General features: G+C 42.2%; 12 protein-coding genes. 9 read left to right on the top strand and 3 right to left on the bottom strand.

Annotation, left to right across the window (positions count from 1 at the left end; all coding sequences use genetic code 11):
- Positions 1-105 precede the first annotated feature (105 nt).
- Together JMX94_RS03095 and JMX94_RS03090 are read right to left on the bottom strand one after the other, a co-directional pair.
- Entirely contained in the window at positions 106-1,293 is a 1,188-nt protein-coding gene (locus JMX94_RS03095; protein ID WP_201563105.1) for an alpha-hydroxy acid oxidase, read from the bottom strand.
- Between the two features lie 80 nt (positions 1,294-1,373).
- On the bottom strand, positions 1,374-1,703 hold the full coding sequence (locus JMX94_RS03090) for a glutaredoxin family protein (protein ID WP_201563103.1): 330 nt from the start codon (positions 1,701-1,703) through the stop codon (positions 1,374-1,376).
- Positions 1,704-2,021: 318 nt separating this feature from the next.
- Here JMX94_RS03090 and mtgA point away from each other — a divergent pair, with 318 nt between their 5' ends.
- From mtgA to JMX94_RS03060, 6 genes are all read left to right on the top strand, one after another.
- Positions 2,022-2,708, top strand: a complete 687-nt coding sequence (mtgA, locus tag JMX94_RS03085; protein ID WP_201563101.1) for a monofunctional biosynthetic peptidoglycan transglycosylase — start codon at positions 2,022-2,024, stop codon at positions 2,706-2,708.
- 170 nt (positions 2,709-2,878) lie between these two features.
- Complete coding sequence (gene ppk1, locus JMX94_RS03080; protein WP_201563099.1) at positions 2,879-5,173, top strand: polyphosphate kinase 1; 2,295 nt, start codon at positions 2,879-2,881, stop codon at positions 5,171-5,173.
- Between the two features lie 345 nt (positions 5,174-5,518).
- A complete protein-coding gene (locus JMX94_RS03075) occupies positions 5,519-5,689 on the top strand; it encodes a hypothetical protein (protein ID WP_201563097.1) in 171 nt (56 codons plus the stop codon).
- A 114-nt stretch (positions 5,690-5,803) separates the two neighbouring features.
- Complete coding sequence (locus tag JMX94_RS03070; RefSeq protein WP_201563095.1) at positions 5,804-6,061, top strand: hypothetical protein; 258 nt, start codon at positions 5,804-5,806, stop codon at positions 6,059-6,061.
- A gap of 93 nt (positions 6,062-6,154) precedes the next feature.
- The gene (locus JMX94_RS03065) at positions 6,155-6,559 is read left to right on the top strand and encodes a hypothetical protein (RefSeq protein WP_227673488.1); all 405 of its coding nucleotides are present in this window, start codon (positions 6,155-6,157) and stop codon (positions 6,557-6,559) included.
- Positions 6,560-6,687: 128 nt separating this feature from the next.
- On the top strand, positions 6,688-6,918 hold the full coding sequence (locus JMX94_RS03060; protein ID WP_201563093.1) for a hypothetical protein: 231 nt from the start codon (positions 6,688-6,690) through the stop codon (positions 6,916-6,918).
- Positions 6,919-7,100: 182 nt separating this feature from the next.
- Here the strand turns inward: JMX94_RS03060 and JMX94_RS03055 are convergent, their stop codons facing one another.
- On the bottom strand, positions 7,101-7,814 hold the full coding sequence (locus JMX94_RS03055) for a tRNA-(ms[2]io[6]A)-hydroxylase (protein WP_201563091.1): 714 nt from the start codon (positions 7,812-7,814) through the stop codon (positions 7,101-7,103).
- Positions 7,815-8,528: 714 nt separating this feature from the next.
- On the opposite strand from JMX94_RS03055, the gene JMX94_RS03050 reads away from it, so the two are divergent.
- The 3 genes from JMX94_RS03050 to JMX94_RS03040 all read left to right on the top strand — a co-directional run bounded on the left by JMX94_RS03050 (position 8,529) and on the right by JMX94_RS03040 (position 14,248).
- On the top strand, positions 8,529-10,727 hold the full coding sequence (locus JMX94_RS03050; RefSeq protein ID WP_201563089.1) for a malate synthase G: 2,199 nt from the start codon (positions 8,529-8,531) through the stop codon (positions 10,725-10,727).
- 580 nt (positions 10,728-11,307) lie between these two features.
- The gene (locus tag JMX94_RS03045) at positions 11,308-12,384 is read left to right on the top strand and encodes a porin (protein ID WP_201563087.1); all 1,077 of its coding nucleotides are present in this window, start codon (positions 11,308-11,310) and stop codon (positions 12,382-12,384) included.
- 229 nt (positions 12,385-12,613) lie between these two features.
- The gene (locus JMX94_RS03040; RefSeq protein WP_201563085.1) at positions 12,614-14,248 is read left to right on the top strand and encodes a CTP synthase; all 1,635 of its coding nucleotides are present in this window, start codon (positions 12,614-12,616) and stop codon (positions 14,246-14,248) included.
- Positions 14,249-14,534: the final 286 nt, after the last annotated feature.

Below are 14,534 nucleotides of genomic sequence, written 5' to 3'. Positions count from 1 at the left end.
GGAAAATTTATTCTAGCGGGACGCTATTTTGAGCATATCCTTTTTACATCGAACTGAATATATCAATATTTAATAAAGTTGGGTTTTTTAATAAGGACTAGCTTTTTAATAAGCATGAGTTTTAAGATTCTCATAAGTGCCTTTGACCAAAATGTCATCCGTTACTTGATTGATATCGGTATGACCGCAAAACGCCATGCTGATATCACACTCGTTATAAATGAGCTCTAGCGCACGGCGCACGCCATCTTCGCCGTAAGCGCCAAGCCCATATAAAAACGCGCGACCAATCATTGTACCATTGGCGCCTACAGCCAACGCTTTGAGCACATCTTGACCGGAGCGAATACCACTATCGAGCCAAATCTCAATATTACTATTTTCCGCTCGTACCGCTTGCACGATATCAGCAAGCGCGGCAATGGAAGACAGCGCCCCATCAAGCTGACGGCCGCCATGGTTTGAGACGACTAACGCATCGGCACCGCTACGGGCAGCCAAGATGGCGTCTTCAGGTTCCATGATACCTTTTATAATCAGCTTGCCGCCCCACATATCTTTAATGCGCGCGACATCATCCCAGCTCAGCGCCGGGTCAAACTGTTCAGCCGTCCATGCCGAGAGCGATGATATATCCTCGACGTTTTTGGCATGACCGACAATATTGCCAAAGCTATGACGTTTGGTGCCGAGCATATTCATGCACCATTGCGGCTTGGTCATGAGGTTTAATATATTGCCAAGGGTAGGCTTTGGCGGCGCTGATAGACCGTTTTTGATATCTTTATGGCGCTGTCCGAGCACTTGTAAATCCGCGGTTAAGATAAGCGCGGAACAATTGGCCGCCTTAGCACGGCGAATCAGGTTTGCCATAAACTCTTGGTCGCGCATCACATATAGCTGAAACCAAAACGGCGCACTGGTATTTTCTGCCACATCTTCGATAGAGCAGATACTCATGGTCGAAAGCGAAAAGGGCACGCCAAATTTCTCCGCTGCCCGTGCAGCGTGAATCTCGCCATCGGCCCACATCATACCGGTAAAGCCAGTTGGTGCGATAGCAACGGGCATTTTGACTTTTGAGCCCAACATATCAGTGGCAAGCGAGCGCCCTTCCATATTGACCAGAACCCTTTGGCGCAATTTAATACGGTCAAAGTCGGTTTCATTGTTGCGATAAGTGGTCTCAGTCCATGAGCCCGAATCGACATAATCATAAAACATGCGTGGTACTTTACGCTCGGCAACACGGCGCAAATCCTCAATTTCCGTTATTTTTTTTAAATCTTTCATAGGTTTCTCATTATTATGATTGTTTTATAATAGCGCTCTTATGCTGGCTGCTTTATAAAGACCACTTTATAAAAAGTGCTTTATGACGCTACTAATAATTGCTGCAAATCCAACACTGAAAACGGATAATTCAAGCGTTTTGATGGCGTCAATATCACAGGAATCGTGGTAGCAAACTCCATCATAAGCGCCTCATCAAAATCGGCAATATCAACATACTGATAGCTTATCGGCTGCACCGTTTGAAATTGGGTGAGCAACTGCTCAGCGACGTCACAAAGATGACAGCCAGATGTGCCGAGTAGCCACCATTGATCCTGATTTTCAGCCGTACCAAGGTTGGGGTTGGCGGCAATCATACGTGCCCGTAGTGTTGGTATCGTATTATAATTGCCATTATCATTATCCATATTTTTACTCTTATACTGATTTCTATTTTTGATAGTTGCTACCTTTTAAGATATTTGCTTCTAACGTCTGTTTATAATGTCTAATGCTAAGTATTTATCTTCCGTAATTTAAGCAAAGTCATTCATGTCATTTAACACTATTTACATGATAAAGAAATGGGGTAAATAATGACAGCGATTGTGAGATTAGGTAAGATGACCTGCTATTTATCATTGCGCATTATTAGCATCTTATTGATAGCTTGCCGTTTATAGCGCGCCATTTATAGATGGCCGCTTTTTATATGACTATTTTTTCACCACTCGGATATCGCACGCATGACAAGTTTTGGCAAATTTATCAAACGTTTATTATTGGCATTCATGTTGTTGGTCGTGGCATTCCATATATTGGTCGCAGGGTTACTGTTGATTTGGAAAACCCAGCCGATTAATAACAGTATGTTTATGCTGACCCATCGTTTAACGGGCGGCACGGTCACCCAGACGTGGGCTGAGTATGACGCCATTGCCAAATCTGCCAAACAAGCGGCGATTGTCAGTGAGGATTCGACGTTTAGCCAGCATAATGGCTTTGATATGAAAGGCATTAAGGCGGCACAGAAAAAGAACGAAGAAACTGGAAAAATGTCAGCGGGCGGCTCAACGATCACCCAGCAATTGGCTAAAAACTTGTTTCTCACTTCGCATCGCTCTTATAGCCGTAAAGCTGAGGAAGCGATTATCACTGTAATGATAGAAACTTTGTGGGATAAGCAGCGCATTTTGACCGCTTATCTCAATGTGGCGGAGTTTGGCAATGGCATTTACGGTATCGATGCCGCCGCCCATCATTATTTTGATAAGTCAGCTGCCAACCTAAACCGTGACGAATCTGCTTTACTCATCGCCATGCTGACCAATCCGAAATACTATGAAAGTCATCAAAGCGACAAACGCTTGCGTAACAAACAACGCATCATTAAAAAACGGATGAAAAATGCCGTCTTGCCACAATCGGCGTAGCTTGCTCGCTTAAACTGTTAGTGATTTTAAATGGCAGTAAGACTAATTGTGCTATGTTATAGGATGTAAAATTAGCCGCTCTAAAAAAATTAGTATAAAAACTTCTGAACCGTGTTTGAGTATAAAAATAAAAGATGATGGCGTATCGTTAACGCTAAAGGAGTGGGAAGATGGCAGAGATAGATAATAAGCATGAAGTTAATGACAGTGTTGCTATGAGTATAAAAACTGACAATGAAGTAAGCACAAGCCTTATTGAAGTGAGTGACAATGAAGTGAATGAACACTCGACTGATATTTTAACCGATAGTGCGACTAACAGTTTAACTGAGGGCTTAACTGAGAGCTTGACTGACATTGATTGGCAACGTTCAGAAGATGGCAGCTATTCGCCGAGCAGCTATATCAATCGCGACTTGTCATTACTACAGTTTCATTTGCGGGTTTTAGCGCAGGCAGCAAGTTCGCGTCATCCTTTATTAGAGCGGTTATTTTTCTTAATTATTTTTTCATCTAACATCGATGAGTTCTTTGAGATTCGCGTCGCCGGTATCATGCAAAAGCTTAATCTGGGTGATGTATCGACCAGTGTCCACGGTATGCGCCCAAGCGAAGTATTAGAAGAGATATCCGTTATCACTCACGCTGCCATCGCTGAGCAATACCGTATTTTAAATGAAGATATCCTGCCAGCACTTGCCAAAGAAGATATTCGTTATCTAAAACGGGACGAGTTAAATAGCGAGCAATCGGCGTGGATGAAGCGCTATTTCACCGAGCAAGTATCACCAGTATTAACACCTATCAGTATTGACCCTGCGCATCCATTTCCACGTTTAGTGAATAAAAGCTTAAACTTTATCGCTACCTTAGAAGGCAAAGATGCCTTTGGTCGCGATATCAATTTGGCGATTGTGCCAGCGCCGCGCAGCTTGCCGCGCGTGATTCGTCTGCCTGATGAGCTGACAGGTGGTAAAGAGCATCATGTGATGCTATCAGCCGTGATTCATGAACATATTGGTGAGCTATTCCCTGGGATGAATGTCACGGGTTGCCATCAGTTTAGATTGACACGCAATGCAGATTTGGACTTGGCAGACGACGTCGATGATATTGCCAAGGCATTAGAAGGCGAGCTTGAAAACCGCCGCTTTGGTGACAAGGTGCGTTTAGAAGTCACCACCGATTGTCCAACGCCCATTAGTGATTATTTGCTCAATGAGTTTGAGCTGCATGACAATCAATTGTACCGCGTTAATGGACCGGTGAACTTAACGCGCTTGCTGTTTGACTTTAATATTCCAGCACTACGTTATCAGCCTTTTACTTATGTCGTACCCAAACCGTTTCGTCGTGAAGTCGATAAGCTCGATAAAGCGACCAGCATGTTTGCGGCGATGCGTAAAGGCGATGTCTTGGTTCATCATCCGTTTCATGCCTTTTCACCGATTATCAATCTGTTGTGGCAAGCGGCAAGCGACCCAAAAGTATTGGCCATTAAGCAAACGCTATATCGTTCAGGTACCAATTCAGAAATCGTCAAAGCCCTAGCGGCAGCAGCGCGTCATGGTAAAGAAGTCACGGCAGTGATTGAGTTACGCGCCCGCTTTGATGAAGCGTCTAATATCGCGGTTGCCAATTATTTGCAAGAAGCTGGCGCGGTGGTCGTTTACGGTATTGTTGGCTACAAGACTCATGCCAAACTGATGCTTATCATTCGCCGTGAAGACGATAAAATCCGTCGTTATGTGCATCTAGGCACTGGTAATTATCACGCGGCTAATGCAAAAGTTTATACCGATTATGGTTTATTTAGCGCCGACCCCGATATCTCAGAAGATGTGCATAAAATTTTCCAAGAGCTGACGGGAATGGGCAAACCTGCCAATTTGAAAAAGCTCCTGCATGCACCCTTTACATTGCATGAAAAGCTAATGAGCTTTATCGATGATGAAATTGCCCATGCGAAAGCAGGCAAGCGCGCTCATATCATGGTTAAGGTTAATGCGCTGACCGAACGTCGCCTGATTGATAAATTATATGATGCGTCACAAGCAGGGGTTAAAATTGAGCTAATTTTGCGCTCAATGTGTTGCCTGCGCCCGCAAGTAAAAGGGTTGTCTGAAAATATCACTGTGCGTTCTGTTATCGGGCGTTTTTTGGAGCATACGCGTATTTATTATTTCCATAACGATGGGGATGAGCGCTTATATTGCGGCAGTGCCGATTGGATGGATCGCAATTTATTCCATCGCGTCGAGGTGGCATTTCCCATTGAGGATAAGAAGCTCTTTAAACAGATTTATGAAGATGGGTTATTAAACTACCTGAAAGACAATGTGCAAGCGTGGACACTTGACGGTAATGGCGTTTGGCAGCAGATTGAACCTACTGCAGGTGAGCTGCCGCATATCGCGCAAGATTATTTGTTAAAAGTCATCAACCGTGTGGGCGAGTCAGTTTAGCGAAATGGCTTTAATAGTCAGTTTTTAGTTAATCTGCTTTTATTAGCGTTGCTTACTGCTATCTTGGGTGAACCTAGGTAGTATTGACCTTTAACATTCTTAATCAAAATATCCTAAATCAAAGCCAAGCGTGGATTTAGCCTACGCTTGGCTTTTTCGTGTTAATAATCTCTATTGAGAATGATGATAAGTATAAAGATGACACATGCGTTACAAACTGTCTGGTAACCTCACATTTATTCACACATTGATACCGCAGTGCACTGGTTAGCGATTGAGAGTTCTTCCTATAATTGATACAGGCTTTATTACTGATACCTCAATTATAAAAAATAGGAATGAATCATGAGCAATACCAAGAACGATACCTCAGATATTAAAAAAGCAGCAGAGCAAGCCGATAGTCAGCAAATCGAAAAAAACCTAGCCGACAATAAAGAAGTCGATGTGCCGGAAGAATTGAGTAAAGAAGAACAGACTTCTTTTATTGATGATGATTTGCGTACTGATAAGTGATTTTAATTTATCTAAAAAGCAACCAGTACCACAAAGAAATTAGTAGCAATGAGCATATTTATTACTGCATAAAAAATAAATAATGCTCTAAACCATAAATGCGAGGGACGCGCCATGCCAACTAATACCCATCCAAACCATGAAGAAGCGGTACCCGTTCGTGATCCAGCAGCCTTACATCCAGACAATGCCCAAGACAGTTATGAAGGTCGTAAACATGAGCCTAATATCGATGGACCACAGCAGGAATCACAGGAAACGGACGAGATATATTCCGACCCTCGTAAAGAAGAGGACTTGCCAGCAGGCGGTAAAAATGTCGCGGATTTAAACGCTTATGATTTATCGAAAAAAGGTAATGAATCGCGTTAAGCCGTTGTTTAATTTACAAATAAGTAAGCAGTATTAGAAATTCAATGATCAATAATAATAACGATAATCGCAATAATCTAATATGATCAGAAGATGATAATAATTACCCATGATAAGGATACCATGATGCAAAATGAAGATATGCAAACCAAAGATCCCGCTTTAACCAAGACGCGTCTAGACGACGCTGATGTTAATCGTACTAATAATCATACACCTAATGCTCATACTGAAATTGACAATAGCATTACTGAAAATAAAGGGACAGATACCTTTAAAGAAGGCGTGATTAATTCAGAACACGTCAACGATAATGACAATCCTGCACGTCAGCCAGATCGCCGTGACCAAGAGGGCAGTGCATTTGACGAAGGTATCAATGAGCATACGATGGTTGGTGATGCGGCTAAAAGTGCAGGTATCAATGACTTAAACCGTTATGCAAACATTGATAATGCTCAAACTCGCGTGCTAAATCCTGATGAAAAAGACTTCTAAGACTTAGGTTTTAGTATCAGGGTAATGAGGCGCTAGACGTTAAGGTGCACACTGTTTTTCGTTTAGATAGCCGTTTATATACTACTTTATATACTAGTGATGCTAACAAGGTTAGAAAAGGAATTACCATGAATATGCCAGATGATAGGGATGCGGAAACGAGTAATTTAAAAACGGCTCATTTAAATGATGATATGCTGCTTAAAGATGCCGATGACAATAATGGGATTGTTGCTGATGATGCATTGCAAACAGCCAATCCAGCAGAAGCAGCAAGGTTAACGGATGACCATGATCCGCATCATGTCGGAAAAAGTCATAAAGAATACGACAGCGCTTTAATGGAGAGCGATAAATAACAGTTTTAGACAGTATGCTAAGAAAGTAGACACTTAGACAGTGTGAAGTGAAGAAGTATAAAGCCAAAAGGTGCAATAATTAGCCGATTCTCATTTCGCTAATTATTGCACCTTTTTCTTTTTAAACCGCCTTTTAGAATGGTTAAAATCCTAGCCATTAAGATATGGCACAGATTCTATAATTAAGCCGGTTCACCGCTATGAAAACGCAGCTCAGTATCTGGGCTCGATATCAGCTCCGCTTCTACCGCTTTAAAAAACGCCACGCGCTCGTCGATATTATCCTCTGACAATGACTGCGCCAATGCCAGATAATCTTCAAAATGACGGCTTTCTGATTTAAGTAAGTAGCGATAATATTTCGCCAAACGCTCATCGTTGATGACTTCAGCCAATGCAGCAAAACGCTCACAAGAGCGCGCTTCAATAAATGCTCCGATAATCAATACATCTATCATCGCTGCTGGCTCGTAGGTACGTTTATGTTTCAGCATACCTTTAGCATAACGTCCGGCACTTAGATATTGCCACGCTTGCCCGCGCTCATTCATGATGCCGAGCACCTGCTCATAATGCAGCATCTCCTCGCGTATCAACTGCGCCAGTTTGCGCTGTAAATCATAAGAAAACTCATAGCGAAATAATAAGTTCATTGCTGTACCAGCCGCTTTTTTTTCACAATTGGCATGATCTTGAATGATTAATGGCAAGTCAGCAATGGCGGCATTTACCCACGCTTGTGTGGTTCGCGTACCCAAAAACTCATAAATAGGGGATAAATCGACCTTTATAGGCGTTCGTAATTGCGCAATATCGACGCTGTCTTCTTGATTATTTTCTTCTTGAGCGCCATTTTCTTGGGTTAAAGTTGCAAGGTTTTGTGTATTGATAGTCATAGTTTTATTGGACTTTATTGAGTAGTTGTAAAACAGCATTTATTGAATCATGATAAAAAGGTCTGAAAATAAATAAGTCTGCTATAGTCGATTCAACTTAAAAAGAATACATGGCTGTTGGGATAAATTTTGCGAAGCATCGAAAAGTGCGAAGCGCACAGCAAGCAAGAAAAACTTATCCCAGCAGCAGGCTATTTTTAACGTGCCTTTTCTATATTGAACTGACTATATAGCGGCAAATATCTTTAATAGCATCTGGAATAATGGATCATTTGACGTGTTTGATACTTTTAAACGCCTTAGCTTAATAGATAACCGTTAAGCATAAATTACTATGGTAATGATTACTTACAGTTTATCCATCGTTTCCATCATTGTGCTTAAATAAGGCGTTTATAGCATCTAAAGCCATACGTCTTATAGGGTATCATTTATCTACAGCCTAAGTATTTACTTGCTGAATGATGTTTCCTTGTTTATTTCATTATTTGATAGTAGGATGAGATTTTGCTTTTGGGACATTCTGTCTTACTATTGATTGCTAGTGAGTAGTTGATACTCAGCATTATATCAACTATCAATGCTATCGCAAAAAGTAAGGTTTATCACCTTAGTATTTGCTCAAAGCTGGTCTAAATAGTAGCAACTTAGATCTTAACTGCGATAGTAGTAACCCGGGATTAACACACTTCACGAACAGATAAGGATAACAATATGAGCCAGTCTTCTAACGCCAATCGTATTCAGAAGGGCATTCTTGCCATCGATAAGCAGATGTTCGATTTTATTGAAAACGAAGTGCTGCCGAAAGTCGGTGTGGATTCAGACAGTTATTGGTCAGGTTTTGAAAAGGTCATTAAGGAGTTTACGCCGCGTAATAAAGCGCTGCTTGCGACCCGTGACAAAATCCAAGCCCAGATTGATCAATGGCATCTAGACAATCCTGCCAAAGACGGCGACATTGACTATCCTACTTATAAAGCATTTTTACAAGAAATTGGCTATCTGTTACCAGAAGGTGATGATTTCAAAGTTAGCACCCAAAACGTCGATGACGAGATTGCCCATATCGCAGGACCGCAGTTAGTCGTACCCGTACGTAACGCGCGCTATGCATTGAACGCGACCAATGCTCGTTGGGGCAGCTTGTATGATGCTTTGTACGGCACAGACGTGATCAGCGATGAAAATGGTCAAGAAGCAAAAGGTGGCTACAACCCAACTCGCGGCGCTGCTGTCGTGGCGTATGCCAAAAAATTCTTGGATGAAAACTTTGCGTTAGCATCAGGTTCATACAACGATGCCACTGGTTTTAAAGTGGTCGATGGCAAGCTTGAAGTGCTACAAGGTGATAGCAGCACTGAGCTAAAAGATGCTACTCAGTTTGCAGGTTTTGTCGGTGATGCAGCAAGCCCAACCGGTATCTTATTAAAGAATAATAACTTACACGCTGAAATTCAAATCGATGGCAGCCATCCAGTTGGTAAAGACGATCCAGCCAGTATTAAAGACGTGCTATTAGAATCAGCCATTACAGCAATTCAAGATTGTGAAGATTCAATCGCTGCGGTCGATGCTGAAGAAAAAGTGGAAGTCTATCGCAACTGGTTTGGTTTGATGAATGGCGATTTGCAAGAAACCTTTGAAAAAGGCGGCAAAACCCGTACGCGTAAACAAAACCCAGACCGCGAATATACTACGCCAGATGGCGACACCCTTACCTTACCAGGTCGCTCATTATTGCTAATTCGTAACGTTGGGCATTTGATGCAAAACCCTGCGATCTTAGTCGATTTGGGTAATGGTCAAGAAGAGATTTTTGAAGGCTTGATGGATGGTTTGATTACACCGCTATTGTCTTTAAATGATTTAAAAGGTAACAACCAGCTATCAAACTCGCGTAAAGGTTCGATGTATATCGTTAAACCAAAAATGCATGGTCCTGAAGAAGTCAAAATGGCGAACGACTTGTTTAATGCCTCAGAAGACTTATTGGGCTTAGAACGTAATACCCTTAAAATCGGTATTATGGACGAAGAGCGCCGGATGACGGTCAACCTAAAAGAAGCGATTCGCCAAGCCAAAGAGCGCGTTATCTTTATTAATACCGGCTTCTTAGACCGTACTGGTGATGAGATGCATACCAGCATGAACGCCGGACCTTTCGTACGTAAAGGCGATATGAAGTCAGAAGCATGGCAGCCAGCTTATGAGCAGTGGAACGTCGATATCGGTTTAGAGACGGGTCTACAAGGTCACGCTCAGATTGGTAAAGGCATGTGGGCGAAGCCTGATGAGATGAAAGAGATGATGGAAACCAAAGCCGCGCATCCACAAGCGGGCGCTAGCACAGCGTGGGTACCATCACCAACGGGCGCCACCTTACACAGCATGCATTATCATCAAGTGAATGTCGCTGAGGTGCAAGACAAGCTAAAATCACGCGAGCGTGCCAGCTTAGATGACATCTTGACCATTCCATTGGCAAAAAATACCAACTGGACGGAAGAAGAGAAGCAGCAAGAGCTTGATAATAATGCTCAAGGCATCTTAGGTTATGTCGTACGCTGGGTAAACCAAGGCGTTGGTTGCTCTAAAGTACCTGATATTAATGATGTGGGTCTAATGGAAGACCGTGCGACATTGCGTATCTCAAGCCAGCATATCGCCAACTGGCTACATCATGGGGTCATCAGTGAGCAACAAGTGATGGATACCATGAAACGCATGGCAAAAGTCGTCGATGAGCAAAATGCTGACGATAATGGCTATCAGACCATGGCAAATGACTTCGATAACTCGTATGCCTTTAAAGCGGCTTGTGATTTGGTGTTTAAAGGTCGCGAGCAGCCAAGTGGCTACACTGAGCCATTGCTCCATCAAGCACGCCTTGACTTAAAAGCCAACTGCTAAAACAATCGAGCCATATTGTTAATTAAATAATATAACTAGCGGCGTTAGTTATTATTAACGGGCTTTGCTTTAAGGCTATTTATCTATGTATAAGTAGCCTGCTAACGTTTTGTTTTTAATAAGCATATTAAATATAGTTTATATTCTTATTACTGATATTTCTCAATAACACCTCTATTCGTCCATGACGAGTAGGGGTGTTTTTTTGTCCCTAATTAAATATAGGTTAAACCTCATAGCGGACATGGCTTTGAAGATTTTTTGTCATTAGAGACGTAAAAAATATGTTGCAAATTATGTCAAAGTTGTTATGCTTGTACTCGAAGTATGAGTTTGGTAACGGATGTTACGCAACAGAGCGATAAAGACCAACGTTTACATGGCAGTTACGATTTCGATCCCAGTTATGTAAGTCATGGTTTTTTTCATCTTACGGTAATAGAACTTCGCCACACTTGTTTCTGACTAATCTCGGTAGCCAGTTACACATTATATCTTTGAGGATTTGTGACGATACCATTTTGGGCACCGGCTAATAATAGCTCGCTCATTACTAAAATTGTAAAGTGGAGATACCCCCATGAAAAAACTACTTTTAGCTACAGCAATCGCTGCCCTATCTGTATCTGCAGCCAATGCAGCCCCAACTCTATATGGTAAAGCTTTTTTAGCAGCTGACTATGTTAATGCTGAGTTTGAAGGCCCTGGTTACAATTATGATGAAGATACAATAGAAATCAACTCTCATGCTTCACGTATCGGTATCAAAGGCTCTGAAGCCATGACGGCTAACACTGATGCGATCTATCAGTTGGAATACGGCACAAGCATCGATGGTGATAGAGACGGTTTCACTAACCGCGATACATATCTTGGTGTTGTAAACAAACAGTTCGGTGAATTCCGCGTTGGTAAAAACCAATCTACTTTAGACAGAATTAACAACGTTGTCACTGCTGACAGCGGCTATTGGGATAACCTAGGTAGAAATAAATTAGAAAACGGCGCTGTTGAAGCACTGAATATGGCTGATAGTAATCGTATCAAAAGCTCAATCATTTGGACTGCGCCAAAATACGATGGTCTGCCATTAGAGATTTCTGCAATGTACAACTCTGATGATCAGAATCGCAATGACAATTCTGGCTTTGGTGTTGCTGCACTATTTGATCAAGGTACAGGCTTCACAGCTGGCGTTGCTTATGACAAAGATCAGAATATTCTTGGTGATATCATCCGTGGTACTGCAACTGTTGATCTAGGTAAATTCATGGCAGCTCCTGTTACTCTAGGCGCTTTATATCAAGTAGCTGATTTTGATTACTCTCGCGATACTAAGAAAGAGAAAGGTTTGATTGTTAGTGCGGCAATGCCTTTAACTAACTTTGCTCGTCCAGCTTCTATCTATGCACAGTACAACAAAACTGATAACTTAGACGGTTGGAATAACGCTGATTCAGACCAAATCGTTGTTGGTGGTAAGTACTTCTTTAAAGACAACATGATCATGCATGCTTACGCTGGTGTGAATAACGCTGAAAACGTTAAGGCTGCATATAAGAGTGGCGAAGATAGTTTAGGTAGAAATGAATACACTGTTATCGATGGCGATGCTGATATATTCGTAATTGGTACTGGTCTAGAATACAAATTCTAATCTAAACATTAGAATCTGATTATAAAAAACTCATCCTTCGGGGTGAGTTTTTTTGTTGTGACCTTTTTGAAGCTGCAGTGGGTTATAATAGCTACGTATTTACGATGATTACGCACTTAAGATGATTAAGCGTTAAAAACTGAGTGTTTTAAAGAGTTTGCGCTTTTGCCCTATATTTTGTGGCGTATTTTTAGTAAAATCCTTCTTTACCAATTACCGACAGAGTACTATGACCAAGTTTATATTTGTGACCGGTGGGGTAGTGTCCTCACTAGGAAAAGGTATTACCGCCGCATCCCTTGCTGCCGTGCTAGAAGCACGTGGCGTAAAAGTGACGATGACCAAAATGGATCCGTATATCAACGTCGATCCAGGTACGATGAGCCCGTTCCAGCACGGCGAAGTGTTCGTCACCGAAGATGGCGCTGAGACTGATTTAGATTTGGGCTATTATGAGCGTTTTTTGCGCCATTCAAAGATGAGTAAGAGCAACAACTTCACCAGTGGTCGTATCTATCAAAACGTTTTGAATAAAGAACGCCGCGGTGAATATTTAGGCGGTACGGTACAGGTGATTCCGCATATCACTGATGAAATCAAAAGCAAAATTCTTGCAAGTGGCGAAGGCTATGACATCGCCATTATCGAGATTGGCGGTACGGTCGGTGATATCGAGTCACTTCCCTTTATGGAAGCCGTGCGCCAAATGCAAGTAGAGCTAGGTCGCAATCGCGCCATGCTGATGCATTTAACATTAGTACCTTATATCGCCAGTGCTGGTGAAACCAAGACTAAGCCGACCCAGCATTCAGTAAAAGAGCTGCGTTCGATTGGTTTGCAGCCTGATGTCTTAATTTGCCGCTCTGATCACCATATCTCACCAGACAATCGCCGCAAGATTGCGCTATTTACCAACGTCGAAGAGCGTGCAGTTATCATGTGTGAAGATGCGCAAAGTATCTACCAGATTCCACGCACCCTGCATGAGCAGGATCTTGATGACTTAATCTGTGAGCGTTTTGGTCTTGATTTACCAGAAGCGGATTTAAGCGATTGGGATAAAGTGGTTGAAGCACAGCTGAATCCTGAAGCGACGGTGACGGTAGCGATGGTTGGTAAATATGTTGAATTACCGGATGCCTATAAGTCTATCAATGAAGCCTTGCTACACGCTGGTATCACCCATAAAGCCGACGTTAAAATCGACTATATTGATGCTGAATTGTTAGAAACGGATGATGCTTTATTTGCCCGTCTAAACGATGCTGATGCTATTTTAGTACCGGGCGGCTTCGGTGAGCGCGGTACCAATGGCAAAATGAAAGCCATTACTTATGCGCGTGAAAACAACGTACCTTATCTTGGTATCTGCCTTGGTATGCAGCTGGCTGTGATTGAGTATGCGCGCAATGTGCTACATATCGATGCCAACTCTTCTGAGTTCCATCGTACGGCGGCTGAACCTATTATTGGTCTGATTACCGAGTGGTTAGATGAGCGCGGCGAATTGCAGATTCGTAGTGATGATTCAGATCTTGGTGGCACTATGCGTTTAGGTGCACAGCAAGCGGAACTGGTTGCTGGTAGTAAGCTTGCCCAAATCTACGGCTCAACCAATATCACTGAGCGTCATCGCCATCGTTATGAGATGAACAATCGTTATATTGAACCATTAGAGCAAGCAGGTATGAGCATATCAGGTTATTCGGCCAAACAGCATTTGGTTGAGTCGGTTGAGATTCCTACCCATCCTTGGTTTGTCGCGGTACAGTTCCATCCTGAATTTACCAGCTCGCCACGCGGTGGTCATCCACTGTTTAACAGCTTTGTAAAAGCAGCAAGAACCTATAGTGATAATAAATAATCGTTATTGCATGACAGCTTAATCGTTAAAAAAAAGACTGATCTTCGGATTGGTCTTTTTTTTACTCTTTATTTAGCCATTTTTTAATAGCGGTTTCTAGCAATAGCGCTTTTATGAAGTAATCTACAGTATCAGCGAGATGTAATTACGCCCAATTACGCTTAGATACTTTTTTTCATGGGGCTATCGGTTACAATATGGGAAAGTAGCATTAATAATAACTGTGCGTAATAACAGTAAATAACAATAATGAGGGTTACCGCTTCATGGAAAATCTATTAACGGC

Source organism: Psychrobacter sp. CMS30, assembly GCF_904846565.1.
Lineage (GTDB): Bacteria > Pseudomonadota > Gammaproteobacteria > Pseudomonadales > Moraxellaceae > Psychrobacter > Psychrobacter maritimus.
Note: the sequence above shows the minus strand (reverse complement) of the source record. Positions and strands in the feature narration are given on the sequence as shown.

Coding starts and splice junctions, on each gene's coding strand:
- JMX94_RS03095 (WP_201563105.1), bottom strand. CDS start 1,293: ATGAAAGATTTAAAAAAAATAACGGAAATTGAGGATTTGCGCCGTGTT.
- JMX94_RS03090 (WP_201563103.1), bottom strand. CDS start 1,703: ATGGATAATGATAATGGCAATTATAATACGATACCAACACTACGGGCA.
- mtgA (WP_201563101.1), top strand. CDS start 2,022: ATGACAAGTTTTGGCAAATTTATCAAACGTTTATTATTGGCATTCATG.
- ppk1 (WP_201563099.1), top strand. CDS start 2,879: ATGGCAGAGATAGATAATAAGCATGAAGTTAATGACAGTGTTGCTATG.
- JMX94_RS03075 (WP_201563097.1), top strand. CDS start 5,519: ATGAGCAATACCAAGAACGATACCTCAGATATTAAAAAAGCAGCAGAG.
- JMX94_RS03070 (WP_201563095.1), top strand. CDS start 5,804: ATGCCAACTAATACCCATCCAAACCATGAAGAAGCGGTACCCGTTCGT.
- JMX94_RS03065 (WP_227673488.1), top strand. CDS start 6,155: ATGATAATAATTACCCATGATAAGGATACCATGATGCAAAATGAAGAT.
- JMX94_RS03060 (WP_201563093.1), top strand. CDS start 6,688: ATGAATATGCCAGATGATAGGGATGCGGAAACGAGTAATTTAAAAACG.
- JMX94_RS03055 (WP_201563091.1), bottom strand. CDS start 7,814: ATGACTATCAATACACAAAACCTTGCAACTTTAACCCAAGAAAATGGC.
- JMX94_RS03050 (WP_201563089.1), top strand. CDS start 8,529: ATGAGCCAGTCTTCTAACGCCAATCGTATTCAGAAGGGCATTCTTGCC.
- JMX94_RS03045 (WP_201563087.1), top strand. CDS start 11,308: ATGAAAAAACTACTTTTAGCTACAGCAATCGCTGCCCTATCTGTATCT.
- JMX94_RS03040 (WP_201563085.1), top strand. CDS start 12,614: ATGACCAAGTTTATATTTGTGACCGGTGGGGTAGTGTCCTCACTAGGA.